The 18,465-nt window shown below is 72.1% G+C and carries 16 protein-coding genes; 5 read left to right on the forward strand and 11 right to left on the reverse strand.

All coding sequences use genetic code 11. The features are described from left to right. Positions 1 to 49 precede the first annotated feature (49 nt). From ABZX61_RS25990 to ABZX61_RS26000, 3 genes are read left to right on the forward strand one after another with little or no spacing between them, the layout of a single operon-like run. A complete protein-coding gene (locus ABZX61_RS25990) occupies positions 50 to 727 on the forward strand; it encodes a response regulator transcription factor (RefSeq protein WP_355198389.1) in 678 nt (225 codons plus the stop codon). Continuing rightward, the gene (locus tag ABZX61_RS25995) at positions 724 to 1,986 is read left to right on the forward strand and encodes a HAMP domain-containing sensor histidine kinase (protein ID WP_355198391.1); all 1,263 of its coding nucleotides are present in this window, start codon (positions 724 to 726) and stop codon (positions 1,984 to 1,986) included. The genes ABZX61_RS25990 and ABZX61_RS25995 overlap by 4 nt, the downstream gene beginning before the upstream one ends. A gap of 26 nt (positions 1,987 to 2,012) precedes the next feature. Further along, the gene (locus ABZX61_RS26000; RefSeq protein WP_355198393.1) at positions 2,013 to 2,756 is read left to right on the forward strand and encodes an SDR family oxidoreductase; all 744 of its coding nucleotides are present in this window, start codon (positions 2,013 to 2,015) and stop codon (positions 2,754 to 2,756) included. Positions 2,757 to 2,771: 15 nt separating this feature from the next. On the opposite strand, the gene ABZX61_RS26005 is transcribed toward ABZX61_RS26000, so the two are convergent. The 3 genes from ABZX61_RS26005 to ABZX61_RS26015 are packed head-to-tail and all read right to left on the reverse strand — an operon-like array spanning position 2,772 to position 7,994. After that, the gene (locus ABZX61_RS26005; RefSeq protein ID WP_355198395.1) at positions 2,772 to 5,990 is read right to left on the reverse strand and encodes an AAA family ATPase; all 3,219 of its coding nucleotides are present in this window, start codon (positions 5,988 to 5,990) and stop codon (positions 2,772 to 2,774) included. Beyond that, on the reverse strand, positions 5,987 to 7,270 hold the full coding sequence (locus ABZX61_RS26010) for an oxygenase MpaB family protein (RefSeq protein WP_355198396.1): 1,284 nt from the start codon (positions 7,268 to 7,270) through the stop codon (positions 5,987 to 5,989). The genes ABZX61_RS26005 and ABZX61_RS26010 overlap by 4 nt, the downstream gene beginning before the upstream one ends. 22 nt (positions 7,271 to 7,292) lie before the next feature. Beyond that, positions 7,293 to 7,994, reverse strand: coding sequence for a Crp/Fnr family transcriptional regulator (locus tag ABZX61_RS26015; protein WP_350727134.1), 702 nt, complete (start codon positions 7,992 to 7,994; stop codon positions 7,293 to 7,295). A 182-nt stretch (positions 7,995 to 8,176) separates the two neighbouring features. Between ABZX61_RS26015 and ABZX61_RS26020 the strand changes: the two genes are divergently transcribed. Next, positions 8,177 to 8,749, forward strand: coding sequence for an RNA polymerase sigma factor (locus ABZX61_RS26020; protein WP_350727135.1), 573 nt, complete (start codon positions 8,177 to 8,179; stop codon positions 8,747 to 8,749). Position 8,750: 1 nt separating this feature from the next. Here the strand turns inward: ABZX61_RS26020 and ABZX61_RS26025 are convergent, their stop codons facing one another. The 7 genes from ABZX61_RS26025 to ABZX61_RS26055 all read right to left on the reverse strand — a co-directional run bounded on the left by ABZX61_RS26025 (position 8,751) and on the right by ABZX61_RS26055 (position 15,896). Then, a complete protein-coding gene (locus ABZX61_RS26025; protein ID WP_355198399.1) occupies positions 8,751 to 10,001 on the reverse strand; it encodes a hypothetical protein in 1,251 nt (416 codons plus the stop codon). Positions 10,002 to 10,060: 59 nt separating this feature from the next. After that, positions 10,061 to 10,429: a hypothetical protein gene (locus ABZX61_RS26030; protein WP_355198401.1), complete on the reverse strand. Its 369-nt coding sequence runs from the start codon at positions 10,427 to 10,429 to the stop codon at positions 10,061 to 10,063. After that, a complete protein-coding gene (locus ABZX61_RS26035; protein WP_192785862.1) occupies positions 10,426 to 10,845 on the reverse strand; it encodes a hypothetical protein in 420 nt (139 codons plus the stop codon). The genes ABZX61_RS26030 and ABZX61_RS26035 overlap by 4 nt, the downstream gene beginning before the upstream one ends. A gap of 84 nt (positions 10,846 to 10,929) precedes the next feature. Continuing rightward, positions 10,930 to 12,876 (reverse strand): beta-galactosidase, encoded by a 1,947-nt coding sequence (locus ABZX61_RS26040; RefSeq protein WP_355198403.1) that lies wholly within the window; start codon positions 12,874 to 12,876, stop codon positions 10,930 to 10,932. Positions 12,877 to 12,887: 11 nt separating this feature from the next. Continuing rightward, positions 12,888 to 13,721 carry a carbohydrate ABC transporter permease gene (locus ABZX61_RS26045; RefSeq protein ID WP_350727139.1) on the reverse strand — a complete coding sequence of 278 codons (834 nt, stop codon included), beginning with the start codon at positions 13,719 to 13,721 and terminating at the stop codon, positions 12,888 to 12,890. Further along, a complete protein-coding gene (locus tag ABZX61_RS26050; protein ID WP_355198405.1) occupies positions 13,718 to 14,671 on the reverse strand; it encodes a sugar ABC transporter permease in 954 nt (317 codons plus the stop codon). The genes ABZX61_RS26045 and ABZX61_RS26050 overlap by 4 nt, the downstream gene beginning before the upstream one ends. A gap of 1 nt (position 14,672) precedes the next feature. Beyond that, positions 14,673 to 15,896, reverse strand: coding sequence for an ABC transporter substrate-binding protein (locus tag ABZX61_RS26055; RefSeq protein ID WP_355198407.1), 1,224 nt, complete (start codon positions 15,894 to 15,896; stop codon positions 14,673 to 14,675). A 109-nt stretch (positions 15,897 to 16,005) separates the two neighbouring features. Here ABZX61_RS26055 and ABZX61_RS26060 point away from each other — a divergent pair, with 109 nt between their 5' ends. Continuing rightward, positions 16,006 to 17,241, forward strand: coding sequence for an ROK family protein (locus ABZX61_RS26060; RefSeq protein WP_355198409.1), 1,236 nt, complete (start codon positions 16,006 to 16,008; stop codon positions 17,239 to 17,241). 8 nt (positions 17,242 to 17,249) lie between these two features. On the opposite strand, the gene ABZX61_RS26065 is transcribed toward ABZX61_RS26060, so the two are convergent. Next, complete coding sequence (locus ABZX61_RS26065) at positions 17,250 to 18,413, reverse strand: alpha-hydroxy acid oxidase (RefSeq protein WP_355198411.1); 1,164 nt, start codon at positions 18,411 to 18,413, stop codon at positions 17,250 to 17,252. Between the last annotated feature and the right edge of the window lie 52 nt (positions 18,414 to 18,465).

Here is an 18,465-nt window from a genome sequence, read left to right on the forward strand (position 1 = left end):
GCCCGAGTGGACCTGGTAATCCTCCTGGGCGTGGTGTAACCGTGGTCTGGTGGCTGGAACACCGGGTACAGCCCGTCGGCTGCTGGTCATCGAGGATGACCGCGAACTGGGGCGCATGCTCGTCGACCTGTTCACCGAGGAGGGGTACACGGTCGATCTGGCTCCGGAGGGTCAGCGCGGGCTGCATCTGGGGCTGAGCCGCTCGTACGACGTGCTGATCATCGATCGCGGCCTGCCGTCGCTCGACGGCATCGACCTCATGCGGCGGCTGCGACGGCAGGCGGTCACCACCCCCGTGCTGGTGCTGACCGCCTTCGGCTCGGTCGCCGACCGGGTCGCCGGGCTGGACGCGGGCGCGGAGGACTACCTGGTCAAGCCGTTCGAGATCGACGAGCTGCTGGCCAGGGTGCGGGCCCTGCACCGCAGGAACCTCGACCAGGCCACGCTGCTGCCGCTCGGCGCGGGCTGGCTGGACTCCGAGTCGCACATCGTCCGGCTGCCGAGCGGGGAGCAGATCGAGCTGTCGGGGCAGGAGTGCCGGCTGCTCAGCGCCCTGGCGGCGCGCCCGCGGCAGGTGCACACCCGCACGTCGCTCCGGCAGCGGGTCTTCGACGGCGCCAAGAAGGAATCGATCGTGGACACGTACGTCTACTACCTGCGCAACAAGCTGGGATCAGGGGTCGTGTACACCGTGCGGGGCGTGGGCTACCGCCTGGGTGAGTTATGAGCCCGGCGGGGCGGGGATCGGAGCTCGAGCGGCGGCTGCTGAAGCGGGCCCGCCGGCGCCTCACCGCGCAGGTGGCCGGCGCGATCTCCCTGGTCCTGGCCCTGGCCGGGGTGCTGGTCTACTGCGTCATGCTGCACCAGCAGGCCGACTCCGCCCGGCGCGACCTGACCGCCGCCGTGCAGCGCGCCCCCGTCGCCCACCCTCCCCCCTGCGTCTGGCTCTACCTGCTGCGGCCCGACGGCACCGTGGAGAGCTCCCCGGGCGCGCCGCAGGCGCTTCCGGTACGCGCGCCCATGGACCAGGTCGCCACCGGGCTGCCGCCCAGGGTCGAGGAGGTCCGGGTGAACGGGCACGCGTACCTCATCCGCACCCAGCGGCGCGGCGACGACACCTTCCAGGCGGCGCTGGACCTGCGCTACCAGGAGGCCGAACGGCAGCGGCTGCTGCGCACGCTCGGCGGCGCGGAGGTCGGCGGCCTGCTGGCCGCGCTGCTGGTGGGCCAGGTCATCTCCCGCCGCGCCATCGCGCCGCTCGGCGAGGCCCTGGCGCGCCAGCGCCGCTTCGCCGCCGACGTCAGCCACGAGCTGCGCAGCCCGCTGACCCGCCTGCACACCCGCGCCCAGCTCCTGTCCCGCCGGCTGCGGGGCGGCACGGACCCGATCCTGCTCATCGACGAGGTGGACCAGCTCGTCACCGGCACCAGGCAGCTGGGCGAGGTGGTCGAGGACCTGCTCCAGTCGGCCAGGTTCCAGCAGTCGCGCCGCCCGTTCGCGCCCGTCGACCTCGCGATGCTGGCCTCCGAGCTGGCCGTGGCCGAGGGCGCCCGCGCGGCGGCCAAGGGGGTGACGATCGAGGTCCGGTGCGAGGGGCCGGGCGATCACGTGGTGCGCGGCGTGGAGTCCGCGCTGCGCCGCGTGGTCTCGGCCCTGCTGGACAACGCCCTGGGCCACACGCGCGCGGGCGGCCACATCTGGGTGATCCTGTCCCGGGACCGCGACCTGGTCCGGCTGACCGTGCGCGACGACGGGGTGGGCTTCGACCCGGCGCACACCGAACGCCTCTTCGCCCGGTTCGTGGGGGGTGGCTTCGGGCTGGGGCTGGCACTCGTACGGGAGGTGGTGGAGGGCCACCACGGCACCATCACCGCGGACGGCCGCCCGGGCGCCGGCGCCACCTTCACCGTCAGCCTGCCCGCCGGCCCGGCCGCCGCCCCGCCCCTGTGGGCGCCACCGGCCCGCGAGCCCGAACGCCGCCTCTGAGCGGACACCTGCTAGCGTGCGGCGACATGAGCGGGCGTGGAGTTCTTGTCACAGGTGCGTCGAGGGGTATCGGGCGGGCGGTCGCGGCGGCCTTCGCCGCGCAGGGCGACCGGGTCGCGATCCATCACCGGGACTCCGCGAAGGAGGCGCAGGACCTGCTGGCGGAGCTGCCCGGCCCGGGACACACGATCGTGCGGGGCGACCTGGCCGATCCCGAGGCGGTGCGCGGCATGGTGGACGCGGCGGCCGACGCCCTGGGCGGCATCGACGTGCTGGTCAACAACGCCGCCACCTACTTCCACCATCCCCTGACGGAGCTGTCGTACGAGGAGTGGCAGAGCGCCTGGCGGCGCACGCTCGACATCAATCTGGTGGGGACGGCCAACGTCATCTGGTGCGCCGTCCAGCACATGCCCGCCGGCGGCCGCGTGATCAACGTCTCCTCGCGCGGCGCCTTCCGCGGCGAGCCGGACAGCCCCGCCTACGGGGCGAGCAAGGCGGGGCTGAACGCGCTGGGCCAGTCGCTGGCCGTCGCGCTCGCCCCGCGCGGGATCGCGGTGGCGGCCGTGGCGCCCGGCTTCGTCGAGACGGACATGACAACCGAGTACCTCACGGGGCCCGGAGGAGACGCGATCCGGGCGCAGAGCCCGTTCGGGCGGGTGGCGCGGCCGGAGGAGATCGCGGCGGCCGTCGTCTACCTGGCCTCCCCGGCCGCCGAATGGGCCAGCGGCGCCGTGCTCGACCTCAACGGCGCCTCCTACCTGCGCTGACCCCGTCGGAAGGGGTCAGCGCAGCCGCCGCTCCAGCAGGATCGCGCCGCGACCCGGCAGCAGCGAGGCGCACCACTTGCGCAGGTCGGCCGGCTTCGGCCCGCTCACCTCGCCACCGTCCAGCAGGTCGGCCCAGTCGAGCAGCGACTCCGCCAGCATGAGCGGCACCCCCCGCCGCTCGTGCATCTCGGCCGCGGCCTCGAAGTGCTCGGCCGCCCGCTGCGGTGAGCCCGTCGCGATGCACAGGTGCGCCAGGTAGTGGTGCCCGCAGTGGTGGGCCACCGCGCCGTGGCCGAACGTCTGCCCGTCGGAGGCCAGCGAGCCGTACAGCTGCTCGGCCAGCTCCGCCCGCCCCAGGCGGGAGGCGGCCACGGCGAGGTTGTCCAGGGCGGGCCGGTGGGCCATGTTGCGGGGCGGCGTGGCGCCGCCGTCGGCCAGGATGCGGTCGAGCAGGGGCGCGGCCTCCTCGTCGGCCATCTCGCACAGATACCGCAGGATCGCGTGCACCGGGTCGACGCGCGGCGCCTGGGCGGCACGGCGATAGCGGTCGCGCAGCTCCCACAGCCGCCCCTGCAGCCGCCGGATCTCGGCGATCTGCGACGAGTAGATGGCCACGGCCTCCAGGCGGCGGCCGATCTCCGAGCCCAGCCGCAGGGCCGCCTGCGCCTCCGACTCGGCCTGCGCCAGGTCGCCCTGCATCAGCGTCAGGCCGGCCCTGGAGTAGCCGATCAGCCAGTTGAGGTGCGGCTGGGCCAGCCGGCGCGCCAGCTCGTCCGCCTCGCCGAGCAGCATCGCGGCCCTGGTCACGTCGCCGCCGTCGAGCACCGGGGGTGTGCGCTGCACGTACGCGTGGAACAGCGCCAGGTCGTCGCCCGTGCGGCGGGCCGCCTCCAGCATCTCGTCGCCGTCGCGGTGGCGCTGGTGCAGCGGGTCGGCGGGGATGATCGTCAGGCTGCGCTGCCCCAGCACGCTGGCGAGCGTGCGTGGATCGCCCGACTTGCGGGCCAGGGCCACGGCCTCGTCGCTCAGCGCGAAGCGCCGCTCGCCGTCGGGCGCCCAGATGAGCTCGGAGGCGAGCTGGGCCGCCAGCAGCGCCCGGGTGCTCAGGTCGGTGGAGTCGACCAGCCTGCGCGCCTCGGTCAGCAGCGCGATGCGCTGCTGGTCGGGCGCCGCCGAGATGGTGGAGAAGCCCCGGTCGCCGCCCAGCGCCGCGATCACGATCAGGTCGGAGCGCTCGCACTGCCTGGCCAGGTCGGCCGCCCGCACGAGGGTCTGCCTGGCGTCGGGGTCGCCGGCCAGCCACATGGCCCGGCCGCACTCCACCAGCAGCTCCGCGCGCCGCTCCAGCGTGGCGCCGGGGAAGTCCGCCAGCAAGTCGAGCACCCGCTGGTACCAGGTGACCGCCTCGCGGTGCGCCAGCCCGGCCAGCGCGTACTGCGCCGCGTGCACGGCCGCGTCCGCCGCCGCGCTGACCCGGGCCGGGTCGCGGCCGTGCCCGGCGGCGGCCAGCAGGTGGGTGGCCACGACGTACGGCCGGGTCTCCATGGCGCGCGGGTCGGTCCGGCACAGCGCGTCGGCGACCTTGCCGTGCAGCAGCCCCGCCCGCGGCGCGGACAGCTTGGCGTAGAGGGCGGTCCTGGTCAGCTCGTGGGAGAACCGGCAGGACCCGTCGTCCGACATGGTCACCAGGCCGGCGCCCATGGCCTCCTCCACCGCGGCCACGAACCGGGCCTCGTCGAGCCCCAGCCCCGCCCGCAGCTCGGCCGACTCCATGCGCTCGCCGACGGCCAGCAGGTTGACCAGGTCTTTGGCGTCCGGGTGGAGCTGCGAGAGCCGGGCCATGACCATCCGCGTCACCGAGTCGGGCACGGTCAGCCCGTCGAGCTCCTTGCCCGCGGCCAGCTCCCTGACCACCTCGCTGACCAGGAACGCGTTGCCGCCGGTGATCCGGTGCAGCAGCTCGGAGTCACCGCCGCCGCGCACCTCCGCCAGCGCGTGGGAGACCTCGTCCAGCCCGAAGGAGGGCACCTCGATCGTGCGGCCGTCGGCCGTCAGCTTGTGCAGCTCCGGCAGGGCCGACTCGGCCGGCGAGCCGACAGGCAGGGGCCGCGAGGTGGCCAGGACCAGCAGCGGCAGCGCCTCGGCGTCCCACATGAGGGCGTTGAGCATCTGCAGCGACTCCAGCGTCGCCCACTGCAGGTCGTCGATCACCAGCAGCACCGGCCGCACGGTGGTCAGGCGCTCGATCAGCGTGCGGGCCGCCGCCATCAGCTGGTAGCGCTCGGACACGGGCTCGGTGGCCGGCGGCACCTCCAGCGACAGCGGGGGAGCGGCCAGCGAGGGTGCCAGGCGGACGAGCTGGCCGCACTGCTGGTCGACCCCGGCGCGCAGCAGTAGCGCGGGCGAGGTGCGGGCCAGCCGCTCCACCGCCCCGGCGATCGGCTCGTACGCCCGCCGCGCCGGATCCGTGCACCGCCCGGCCAGCACCGTGAACTGCCGCTTGAGCGCCCGCCGGGCCACCTCCGAGGCCAGCCGGGTCTTGCCGACCCCCGAGTCGCCCTGGAGGATCACCAGCCCGCTGCCGAACTCGGCCGCCGCCAGCTCCCCGTCGAGCGTCCGCAGCTGCTCGTCCCGGCCGACGAACGGCAGCACGTGACCGTCCTCCAGCCAGGGGGCCAGCCCGGCCACCTGGTGGTGGTCGGCGCTCTGCCAGTGCAGCTCGTACGTGTGCAGCGGCTCGCGCAGCCCCTTGCCCGGCAGCCGCCCCAGATCCTTGAACTCGTGCCGGCTGCGCCCCTGCGCCAGCCGCCGCACCAGGTCGGTGCAGAGCACCTGGCCGCCCTCCGCGATGGCGACCAGCCGGGCCGCCTCGACGGTCGGCAGCCCGCTGACGTCGTCGTGACCCCAGCACACGTCGCCGGCGGCGAGCGCGGCCCTGATGGAGATCTTGTCCGGGGCGCGCTCGTTCTCGTCGGCCACCGCCTGCTGCACCGCGATGACCGCGTCGAGCCCGGCCGTGGCCGAGTCGAAGACGGCCATCAGCCCGTCGCCCAGGCTCTTGGTGAACGTCGAGCCGCTGGCCGTCACCACGGAGCGCAGCAACTGGTAGAGGCGGCGGAAGACCACGTTGGCGCGTTCCTCGCCCAGCCTGATGCGCATGGCGGTGGAGCTGACCACGTCGGTGAACAGGATGGTCGCCGTGGTCAGCGTGCCGGGTGGGTGGGGAGCGGTCATGTGGGCCGCTCCTTCAGTCTCCGCGCGGGCGCGCGCACCTTCCGGCGGACCTTGCGGCGGATCTCGCGCGTCTTCACGGCGGAGCGCGACTGCTTGATCCGCCAGGCGCCGGCCAGGTCCCCGGGGATCCGGAAGGCCGCCTGCCCGTCGGAGTGGCGGTCGATCAGGGCGACCACGATCTGCCGCCCGAGCCTGCGCACCAGCCAGCGGACGACGCCGTCCACCGGCCCGGCCAGCGCCGCGTGCCGGTTCGCCGCCCGGCCGGCCGCGAACAGCGCGGTGAACCACCAGGCGGGCTTGGGCACGCCCAGCAGCTCGGGCACCCGGTCGGCGCCGTACTTGGCGTCGCGGAAGACCCAGTGCACCAGGCTGCGCGGCAGCTTGCGCCACCCCAGGTGCATGAACTCCTCCATCTCCTCCAGCAGCCTGGCCATCAGCCGGCGGCCCTCGTCGCTGGACTCGTACAGGCGGCCCAGGCGCTCGCTGACCGGCTCGACGTCCTCGAGCGTGAGAGGCCGGTCACGGCAGGCCTCCACGCCCATGAGATGGCCGAACACGCTCCACGTGTAGAGGTGGGCCGCACGCTGCTCCGCGGAGAGCGTCACGCCCATACTCTCCAGAGCCTCCCATGTCACCACAGAGAAGTCGAAGATGGTGGCCAGCAGGAGCTCCTGGTTGACCGGAGGGCCGAACCGCGCGGTGTCCCAGTGGTCAGCGAAACGCTCGTTGACCAGGGCGCGGACGAAGGAGTGCAGGATCCGCAGGCCGAGCGCCGTGGTGTGCCCGGGGCGGCCGGGCTCCAAGCTGTTGGTGGCCTTCAGGCCCATCACGTCGACCAGCATCTGCCCGGTCTCGGCCACCCGGCGGGTGAGGCTGTGCGTGGCCAGCCGGGACACGTTGGCCAGCACCTTGGCGCTGGACACCTCCACGTACGCCATGGGCAGGCACTTGCAGAAGAGCGCGGCCGACTGGTAGAGCCCGTAGTCGGCGAAGACGGCCTGCCCCCTGGCCAGCAGTTCGCGGTCGTCGCCCCAGTCGGGCAGGTCCGCGGCGAAGTCGATGGCCGCGAAGATCGCGGAGGCGGGCGGCTCGCCCGACGGCGCCCTGGCCTCCCGCTTGGCCGCCGCCAGCTCCTGGATCACCGCCTTCACCAGCTCCAGGGGCCCGCTTCCCGCAGGCTGGGCGTCCAGGTACTCGGCCACGACCTTGTCGATGTCAGGGTCCGCCTGCTGTCGCAGCTGGCGGAATCTCTCTTCAGGCCAGTGTTCGTGATCGTTCATCTACCCCGTACTCCAGATTCGGTCAGAGGCCGCCCCGTTTCCGCAGGGCGGCGACGTCCAGCAGCGTGATCGCCCGGCCTTTGACGGCGATGAGGTTTCTCGCCACGAGGGACTGCAGCGCCCGGTTGACCGCCGGCCGCGACGCGCCGATGAGCGCGGCGAGGTCGGACTGGGTCAACCCGGGCAGGTCCACCACCCCGTCGTCGTGGCCGTGCTTGTCGGCCAGTTGCAGCAGCAGCTTGGCCAGCCGCCCGCCCAGGTCGAGGAAGGCCAGGTCGGCCGCCTGGTCGGTGAGCCTGCGCACCATGTGGCCGAGCATGCGCAGGAACTCGTCGGCCAGCCCCGGATGCTCCCGCATCAGCTCCAGGAGCCGTGCCCTGGGCAGCGCGAACACCCAGGCGGGGCGGACCGTCACGATCGACGCCGAGCGCGGTGAGTTGTCCAGCAGCGCCAGCTCGCCGAAGGTGTCGCCGCGGCTCAGCATGTTGAGCACGATCTCGTCGCCGTGCTCGGTCGTGAACACCACCTTCACCAGGCCGTCCAGCACCACGTAGAGGGACTCTCCCGGATCCCCCTGGTGGATGATGATCTGGCCGGCCCGGTAACGCCTCGCCATCCCGGCCCGCGCCGTGCTCTCGATGCCGCTCTCTCCGAGTACGCGGAACAGCGGGATCTCCGCCAGCACGGAGGCCACCGGCTGGACATCGCTCGGGAACCCGCTCATGCAAGAACTTTAAGCCGCATCCCGCGCACGAACAGCCGACGGTCCTGGATGTCCCGATTGTGATGAGGAACACATCGTGACTGTCACGCGCGAGACAGCTCCTGGCGATCACTCGGCGCACCGTTGGGATGCCGGGCGGTAATGGCGACCCCCCGAGTGCCCGGCCCGGCAGGGAGATCGACATGTACCTGGACACCATCGAAAGACCCGATACCGCCACCCTCGTCTCGGCCGCCCAGGACGGCGACGCCATGGCGTGGGAGCGGCTGATCGAAGAGTTCAGCCCCATGCTCAAGGCCCGCGTCCGCCGGTTCAGGCTCAGCCACGAGGACGCCCAGGACGTGCTCCAGACGACCTGGCTGCTGGCCTGGCAGAACCTCAGGAGCGTGGAGGACGGCCAGCGCATGGCGGGCTGGCTGGCCACCATCGCCTTCCGCGAGTGCCTGAAGCTCACCAAGCGGACGAAGGAGATCTGCACCCCTGACCTCGACACGCTGGGCAGCACGGACGACGTGGACAGGGAGCTGGCCAGGATCTGGCTGGCCGGCACGCTCGACGAGCTCGTCGAGGAGCTGCCGGCAGCGCAGCGGGTCCTGTTCAGAGCGCTCACGGAAACCTCCGAGCCGCACTACGTGGACGTGGCGCGCAGGCTGGGCAGGCCGGTCGGGAGCATCGGGCCCACCCGAGCCCGCACGTTCGCGAAGCTCCGCGGGCTCCTGCAAGCCCGCGAGATCACCAGGGACTTCCTCGACTGACTCACTTCGCCGACGGGTCGAGCTGGATCGCCTCCAGGAACGGCTCGAAGTCGAAGTGCGCCATCTCGAACGCGTCCGGGTCGCTCTCCGCCGGATACTCGTAGACCTTGCGCCCGCCCCGGGCGAGCATCATGTTGACGGCCTGCGGCACCAACCCGTGCTCCATCTCCTGGGCGAGGCCGTCGGCGACGTCCTTGGCGAAGGGCAGGTCGTAGAGGGCGCCCACGTGCTGGTAGACGCGGAAGTAGCTGACGATGAAGCGCATGCGGTCGCGGTAGGACACCCAGTCGGCCACCCCGGCCGTGGACGCCTCCTGGTCGGCCGTGATGAACTCCTCGGCCAGCTTGCGGACCTTCTCGTTCTGGATCGGCGCCCAGACCTGCTCCATGTCCACGCCCTCCGGCGCGGTCAGCGGCCGGCCCACCTTGATGTCGCTGAGCGGCGTCTGCACGGCGAACAGGTGGCGGGTGTAGAGCGAGGACCACTTCCCCTCCAGCCAGCGCGTCAGCCACGGCTGCTCCTCGTGCCGCGCGGCGTACAGGCGGAACCTCGGGAAGCGGCGCCGGGTCACCAGCGAGCGCAGCGACCGCCACGACACCCGCGTCAGCCACCGCACCGGCCGGTAGAGCACCAGCTCGAGGGCCTTCTGCGCGCGGGCCTGCTCGTAGGCGGACAGCGCCACGCAGGCGCCGAACATCAGCTCGGCGCGGGCCTCGGGGTCGGCGGTCTGCTTGGCCTCGACCAGGAGCTGCGCGGCGTCCTTCAGGTAGCGGGGGTCGGCCTCGGCCAGCAGGTCCGTCAGGAACGCCGGCGGGCTCGGCGTCAGATCCGACTCCGGGCTGACCCTGAGGAAACGGTCGGGCGAATCGTTCCACAGGTTGACCGCGAGGCTGGCGGTCTCCAGGAAGATGGCCCGGTTGGCGAGCGCGAGCCCGAGCTGGTAGCTGGGCCCGAGCAGGGTGAGCAGGACCGCCCTGAACACCCTCCTGAACCGGTGGGGCACCCGCATCTTGCGACCGAAGTCCAGGATGAACGGGGAGTCGGGGCTGAGGTCGAGGCTCTCTCCGACGGCCTTGGAGGTCCAGGTGGCGTAGCAGTACCAGTTGTTCGCGTCCTTGCCCAGGTGCTGGGCGAGGTCCCCGGCGACGCGGTGGTAGCTGTAGGCGATGACCATCGCTTCGAGTGCCGGGCTCCGGTCCTTGTAAGCGGCGATGCGCAGCACGTCGTCCGCGGTCATCGGAGTGTCGGACATGGGGTCTCCCGTTAGTTCGCCTCGAGGAGATAAGAGCGTCTCCAGCGGCGTCAGATACGTCAGGCGGCCGGTCTTTCCCCCGTGGTCGCCAGCCAGGAGCGTAGGGCGCGTGACTTACGGCGGGCTTGCAGGACGCCGGTCGGCCGCATCAAGGCCCCCGGCGGCAGGAAGCGCAGCCGGAAGCGGCGTCCGGCGCAGGTGAGGTCGACGCGCAGGGGTCGCCAGCTCGCCCGGATGTCGGCGCGGGCCAGGGTGAAGACCGTCTCCTCGTTCGTCACGTAGGACAGCAGGCGGTCGGTGGCGATGAGCGCGCCCATCGCCACGGGACCAGGCCGGCCTTGATCCCACCACACGGGGTTGAGCACCAGAGACATGGCGGCTCCGTCCACGGCCGCCCCGGGCGGGCCGCCCGGGGCGGCGGCCCTCATTCCTTGACCACAATCTTGCTGATCACCACGAACCCGCCGAGCGCCCCCGCGGTGCCGGCGGCGGTCGTGGTGGTGAGGTTGACCACCAGGTCATAGGTGCCGGGGGAGAGCTGACCCCGCATCGGGACGGAGGCGGTGTATCTGCCCGAGCCAGGCGTGAAGGTCAGTTCGACAGGGGGTGAGGGGTGCCTGGTCTCACCGCCGCCCAGCAGGTCGGCGATGATCTCCAAGTTCCAGCGGCCCGCCAGCCAGTCGATGAGCTCGCCGGCGACCTCCCAGCTCACGTCCACGGTCCAGCCCTCGTTACGGTGCACGACGTTCGTGGGTTGCGCGCCGGGATCGACAACCTGGCCGTGGAGAACGCCGGCGAGTTGCTCGGCCGGTACTTTCATCACCTGGAATTCTCCGGTTGCCATTCCGTTCTCCTTTCCGGTGGGAACGTCGTCCCCGTGTGAAGGAGCAGAGCGGCAGCCGAGGCGGCGAAATACCTGTCCGTTCTGTCAATAAATGCCGGGCATTGGGCAGACTCCGGCGATCATGATCAGGTCGCCGGGGCCCGCCGTGACGACGCTCTCGCCGTTGAGGGACACGCGCGCCGCGACCGCGGACGACAGGTAGCCGTTGACGCCCTTCACCACCAGATCGCCCAGCCCGCCGCCGGTCAGCCGCAGCACGGCCGCGCCGCCGTCCGCGGCGGCGATCTCGACGGTCCCGTACGGCGTCCGCACCCCGATCGGGCCCCGGTTGCCGGCCTGGACGAGCACGATCAGGTAGTGGACGTCCCGGTCCGGATGGCTGCGCAGGAAGGCGTCGGCGGCGCCGTACAAGACGAGGGAGCCGTCTTCGTCGGCGGGCGGCGCGGACGGCGTGAGCAGGGCGCACGGCGCGAGGTTCTCGTCCAGCGCGGGGACGGGCCCGTCCACCAGCACCCGGCCGCCGGCGGCGGCGTAGTCGGCGAGCAGCCGCTGCACGCTCCGGTGCATGAACGGGCCGCCGGGCACGGTCACGGACCGGTACGCGCCCAGCTCCCCGGCCGTCGTGTCCTCCAGGTCGACCAGCGCGTAGTCCAGGCCGCGCTCGCGCATCCGCTCGTGGAAGGCCCGCAGCGCACGTCCGCAACCCGGTCCGTCGGCACCCGAAAGTGCCGCGATCCCGGCGTACGGCAGGTAGAGGCCGAACGCGTCGCGCGCCGTGCCCGCGCACTCCAGGAACTCCGCCCCGTGCGCGGCGAAGAAGTCCGCCAGCGCCCGCACCACCGGCGCCTTGCCGGTGGGAGAGCCGTCCGCGTCGATCGGCGCGCAGTCCGGGTACGGCCCCTCGTGCGCCGCGTCGAGCTCCGGCGCCCAGCCCGAGGTGGAGACCCCGGTGTAGACGTTGAACCCGGTCGCGCCCGCCGCCATGGCCAGCAGCGACTGGTGGAAGCTGGTCGCGCCGTCGATGTAGGCGGGGTCGTAGAGGCGGGAGAAGCCCCAGTTCTCCTCCAGGTTCGGGCCGGGGGCGAGCTTGGCGGCGATCACGTAGCGGGCCTGGGCGTCGCGGTCGGCCGACACCACGCCCATCCAGTTGGTGAAGCCGTACGAGATGCCGCCCCACAGCCGCGGCCTGACCCTGGCCAGCCAGTCGTCCAGCTCGGGCACGGTCGGCGGGTTCAGGTTCACGAAGACGGGCAGGCCGGAGCCGACGGCCTGGGCCCAGACACGGTAGACCTCGGCCAGGTATTCGGCGTGGAAGCGGCCCCAGTCGGCCCGCGCGAGCAGCCCGCCGGCCCTGGGCGGCGGCTCTACCTCGGCCCAGTCCGCGTGCGCCGTCGCGTGCGCCGCGTTGTACGCCTCCGGCGTCCCGTACCAGGACCGCAGCCGGTCCCGGTAGAACGCCAGCCCGGACGGGCTGTAGTCGTAGGCGGTCAGCGGCAGCGCCCCGCTGGTGTAGATACCCTCGTTCGCGATCTGCAGCGCGATCACCGGAGCCGCGCCGACCAGCACCTCCTTGCCCACGGCCGACAGCCACTGCGTGGTCCTGGTCAGGAACGCGGCGCCGAGCGGCGCGGGCAGCGGCCGGGAGACGGAGCCGTCCGACCAGAGGGACGGCTTCCCCTCGGCGTCGAGCAGCGCCTCGATGGACGGGTCGGCGTCCGGGTCGACCCAGTCGGGCAACCCGCCGTAGCCCACCTCGGCGTGGATGAACGGGCCCGGCTTGGCGATCACCCGCAGCCCCAGCTCGGCGCAGAGCGCGAGGAAGCCGACGACGTCCCTGGCCGGGTGGGTGGCCCCGGTGAAGTCGGGGGCCAGGCCCGGCTCCGGCTGGTGGTGCCGCCAGGGCAGGTAGCAGGTGACCACCTCGATCCCGAGCTCGTCCCGCACGGCCCGCAGCCGGTCGGCCCAGACGGCCGGGTCGTCGCGGTAGTAGGGGTAGTCGGCGGTGACCAGCACCCGGCCGTCGATGAGCACTCTCTTCCTCCTCAGGCTTTGAGACCGGTGAACGCGATGCCCTGCAGGATGCGGCGCTGGAAGACGATCAGCACGGCGATCACCGGCAGGACGGCGAGCGTGGCGCCGGCCATGATGTAGTACGCCCGCCCGCCGTCGGGGCTGGCGACGAGCTGCTGCAATGCCAGCGGCAGCGTGTACAGCTCGGGGTCGTTGGTGACGACCAGCGGCCAGACCAGGTCGTTCCAGTGGAACAGGAAGCTGGTGATGGTCACGACCGCCAGCACCGGCTTCGACAGCGGCAGCACGATCCGCCAGAAGATCTGCATGCGGCCCGCGCCGTCGATGAGCGCGGCCTCCTCCAGCTCGGCCGGGATCGACAGGAAGAACTGCCGCAGCAGGAAGATGTCCAGGACGGAGGCGATGTTCGGGACGATGAGCCCCCATCCGGAGTCGAACATGCCGAGCGCCTGCGTGACGTGGATGCGCGGCACCAGCAGCGTGATCGCGGGCACCATCATGCCGCCCAGCATGATCACGAACAGCCTGTCGCGGCCCGGGAACGGGATCCGCGCGAACGCGTACGCGGCCAGCGCGTCCACCAGCAGCTTGGCCGGCACCAGGATCGCGCACACCCAGACGCTGTTGACGAACGCGTTCCCGAGCCCGCCGACGTCCAGCACGTAGTCGTAGTTGTCCAGCGTGGCCGCCCACTCGCCGGTCTTCTTGTCGAGCGGCAGCAGGTTGGGCACCTTGCTGTAGATGTCCTGCCCGTGCTTGACCGAGGTGGCCAGCATCCACAGGAACGGCACCACCGACACGGCCGCCAGTAGCACCAGCGCCACGTAAAAGGGGGCCTTCCTCATGCCGCCTCCTGCTTGACGAACCTGAACTGCAGCGCGGTCACGATCATGATGAAGACGAGCAGGATGAACGACATCGCGCAGGCCGCCCCCATGGCGTCGTAGCGGAAGGCGAACAGGTAGAGGTGGAGCACGTACGTCAGGCCCGACTGCTCGGGGCCGCCGGTGACGCTGCGCCCGTTGCCGGAGAAGATCACGTACACCAGGCCGAACACCTGCAGCGCCGCGATCACCCCCGTCACCAGCAGGTAGAACGTGGTGGGCCGGAGCATCGGGAAGGTCACCCGCCAGAACCGCTGCCAGGGGCCGGCCCCGTCGATGACCGCGGCCTCCGTGATCGCGCCGGGGATGCCCTTCAGGCCGGCCAGATAGATGATCATCGAGATGCCGCACTGCCAGGCCGCGATGAACGCCAGCGCCGGGATGACCAGCTCGGGGGTGTTGAGCCAGTTCTGCCCCGGGATGCCGAACAGGCCAAGCACGGCGTTGATCAGGCCGTACTGGGGGTCGTAGAGCCAGCGCCAGATCGCGCCGACCGCCGCCTCGGCCGTGACGACCGGCAGGAACAGCAGCAGCCTGAACAGGTTCGCCCCGCGCCGGATCGCGTTCAGCAGCAGCGCCTGCGCCAGCGCGGAGACCAGGGTCAGCGGGACGGCGACGAGCGTGTACTGCAGCGTGACGCCGACCGACTTCCAGAAGTGCGGGAATTTCACGTCGTCGAAGAGCAGGTCGGCGTAGTTCGCCAGGCCCACCCAGGCGGCGTCGGAGCGCAGGTTCCAGTCCGTGAAGCTGTAGTAGAGCGCCGACAATGCCGGATAAAGCAGGAAGATCAGGAAATAGGCGAGCGCGGGGGTGACCAGGAGCCAGCCGATGAGCCGGTCGCGGCGGCGGGCCGACGGCCGCCGCCGCGATCTGGTCGCCACCTGCGCTTCCGCCAGTGCGGGTGCCGCCACGTCAGCCGTTCCAGCCGAGCAGGGAGCGTGTCTTGCCCGCCGCGTCGGTCAGGGCCTGCTGCGCGGTGACCTTGCCGGTCAGCGCCGACTCGATCGCCGGGGCGATGATCTCGTCGTTGACCTGGATCCACTGCGGCACCGCGGGCCGGGCGTGCGCCACCTTGAGCTGCTCGAGGAAGGCCGCCTGCTCGGGGCCGCCCGCGACCACCTGCGCCTTGAGGTTGACGGGGAAGCCGCCGAACGCGTCCGCGACCGCGCCGTTGTTGGTCTCGTTCGCCAGGAAGGCCAGCCACTTCCACGCCAGGTCGGCGTTCTTGCTGGAGGAGAAGACGACGGAGTCCTCGCCGCCGATGTTGCCGGCCGGCTCGGTCTTGTACGGCAGCGGCGCCACGCCGAAGTCGAGGTCGGAGAACTGCTCGTGGATCGTCGGCACGTCCCAGGGGCCGGAGATCGTCATGGCGGCCAGGCCGTTCTCGAAGGGTTTGTCCGAGTCGGTGATCTGGCGCGGCGACGACTTCACCAGGTCCACCCAGAGCTGCAGCGCCTCCACCGCGGGCGGCTGGTCGAACAGCACCTTCTTGCCCGCGTCGTCCACCATCTGGCCGCCCGCGCCGTGCACGACGCCTGGGAGGATCCAGGCGCCGTACCCGTCGCCCTTGGGGACGTTCATGCCGGCGACCTTGGCGTCGGCGGCGTGCACCCGGGCGGCGGTCTGCTTCAGCTCGTCCCAGGTCTTGGGTGGGGTCGGGACCAGCTTCTTGTTGTAGAAGAGCGCGACCGTGGTCTGGTCCTGCGGGAGGCCGTAGAGCTTGCCGTTCGCGCGGTTGGTGTCGAGCGCGCCCTTGTAGAAGCCGGCCTCGTCGATCAGGCCGGCGGGGGCCTCCTTGATCGTGCCGTCCAGGGCGTACTTGGAGACCAGGGGCTGGTCGAGTATGCCCGCGTCCGGCGCGCTCTTGCTGGCCACGGCGCTGCCGAGCTTGGTGTTGTAGTCGTCCTTGGGGATCTTGACGAGCTTCACCGTGACGCCGGGGTTGGCCTTCTCGAAGTCCTTGCGGACCTTCTCGATGACCTGTCCGGCCTGCGGGGTGCGGTCCTGGTACATCCAGAACGTCAGCGTCTTGTCCGCGTCGCCGCTGCCGCCGCCGCTGCCGCAGGCGGCCAGCCCGGTCGCGAGCGCCGCCGCGAGTGCCATCGCAATGGGGCCTCGCACGAGTCCTCGGCTCATAGTCATCTCCTCATCGGGGGGATGGCCAGACCATAATCTAAGCCTTGAAAAAAGTCAGGAGCAGACCGGAAACGCTTCGGTAACAGCGGGTTCATGGCGATTTCGGCTGGTGAACTACCATGGCGAGGCGATCGCGGGAGAGGCGGGGACGAGGATGGGCACGTCAGGGCGCAGGACCGTACGGGATCTTCGCAGGGGGAACCGGGCGATGCTCCTGCGCGCGCTCTACTTCGGCGGCCCGGCCACCCGCAACGACCTGTCGGCCGCGACCGGGCTGAGCCCGGCCACGGTCAGCACCATGACCGGCGACCTGCTCTCCGAGAACGTCGTCGTCGAGGCCGGCCAGGTCGACTCCGACGGCGGCCGGCCCCGCGTGGTGCTCAGGGTCAACCCCGCCTACGGGTACGCCGTCGGCGTGGACGTGGGGGAGACGCAGGTCAGCGTCGAGCTGTTCGACCTGGAGATGACCAAGCTCGCCAGGGCCCACTACGCGGTCCGCTCGGCCAGGCACGACCCCGAACTGGTCGCCCGGCACATCCTGGCCGGCGTCGACACGGTGATCGCCGAGAGCGAGGTGCCGGCCGAACGGGTGCTCGGCGTCGGCGTCGGCGTGCCCGGCATCGTCGAGCCGGGGCCGGACGCGCTGGTGCGGGCCAAGACGTTCGGCTGGGAGGCGGTGCCGTTGGGAGCGCTCCTACGCGCGGGCACGTCGCTGCCGCTGTTCGTCGACAACGGCGCCAAGACCATGGGGCAGGCCGAGCTCTGGTTCGGGTCGGGGAAGGGCACCCGCGACGCGATCATCGTGCTGATGGGCTCGGGCGTCGGGGGCACGGTCGTGACCGACGGGCAGATCTACCGGGGCGCGGGCAAGGCCGCCGGCGAGGTCGGGCACCTGAAGCTGGTCGCGGGCGGGCGGGCCTGCCGGTGCGGGGCGCGCGGCTGCCTGGAGGCGTACCTGGGGGCCGAGGCGATCCTCGACCGCGGGGGCGTCGTGGCCGACTCCGCCGACGAGGAGGCCGCGCTGGCCCTGCTGCTCGACGAGGGCTCCCCGGTCATCGCCGAGAGCGTCGAACTGCTGGGCGTGGGCCTGTCGAGCCTGGTCCACCTGTTCAACCCCGAGCGCATCGTCATCGGCGGCTGGGCGGGGCTCATGCTGGGCGGGCGGATGCTGGCGGAGATCAGGGCGGCGACCGCGGCCAACACACAGGCCCAGCCGTTCCAGCCGGAGACGATCGTGCTGGGCCGGCTCGGCCCCGACGCCGTGGCGCTGGGCGCGGCGACGCTGGTGCTGGAGCCGTTCTTCCAGGGGGCGGCGTTCCAAGGGGCCGTCAGCACCATCGCCTAGGGCTTCGATCAAGCCCTGATGTGCACCATGTCGGGGGTGAGTCCGTCGATTCCGCCGGCGCCGAGCAGCTGAAGGGTGCGTACGAGCTCCGCGCGCAGCAGGTCCAGCGCCCGCCGCACCCCGGCCTCGCCGCCCGCCATCAGGCCGTACAGGTAGGCCCGGCCGATGAAGCAGGCCCGCGCGCCGAGCGCGACCGCGGCGGCGACGTCGGCCCCGTTGCGGACGCCTCCGTCCAGGAACACCTCCGTGCGATCGCCCACGGCGGCAACGACCTGGGGCAGCAGCTCCAGCGGTGTGGCGGCGCGGTCGAGCTGCCGCCCGCCGTGGTTGGACACCACCAGGCCGTCCACCCCGAGGGCGGTCAGGTCCTTGGCGTCGTCCACCCGCTGCACGCCCTTGACCAGCAGCCGTCCCTGCCACGCCGAGCGGATCCACTCGAGGTCGTCCATGGTCACCGAGGGGTCGAACATCAGGTTCGTGAGCCCGGGCAGGTCGTCGGGGGCGCCCTCGATGGTGGCGAACCTCAGCGGCTCGCTGGTGAGGAAGTCGAACCACCACGCCGGGTGCCGCAGCGCCTGCAGCGCGCTGCGCCAGCGCAGGGACGGCGGGACCGTCAGGCCGTGCCGCACGTCGCGCAGCCGCGCCCCCGCCACCGGCACGTCGACGGTCACGACCAGCACGTCCATGCCCGCCTCGCGGGCCAGGGCGAGCGTCTCCAGGTTGCGCGCGCGGTCGCGGACCACGTACAGCTGGAACCAGTTCCACCCGCCGGGCGCGGCGGCGGCCACATCGGCGGCCGTCGTGGTGCCCATGGTGGACAGCGTGTAGGGGACGTCCGCGCGCTCGGCCGCCCTGGCCACGGCCCGCTCGCCCTCGCGGTGCATCATCCGGGTGAACCCGGTGGGGCCGAGCACGACCGGCATCGCGACCCGCCTGCCCAGGATCTCGACCGCGGTCGGGGCCCGCGACACATCGCGCAGGACCCGCGGGCTGAACTCCACCCGCCGGAACGCCTCCACCGCCCTGGCCATCGACAGCTCGCCCTCGGCCGCGCCGTCCACATAGTCGAACACCATGTGCGGGGCGCGTCTCCTGGCGAGCAGCCGGAGATCGGCGATGTCGGCGGCGTCGGCCACCCGGCGCGCCCTGGACAGCCGCGGGCGGCCAGGCACGACGGCCCGCAGCTCCCGCCACCGGGGCAGGCGCCGGGGTTCCTTCGCGTTC

Source organism: Nonomuraea sp. NPDC003709, from assembly GCF_040610775.1.
Taxonomy (GTDB): Bacteria; Actinomycetota; Actinomycetes; order Streptosporangiales; family Streptosporangiaceae; genus Nonomuraea; species Nonomuraea angiospora_A.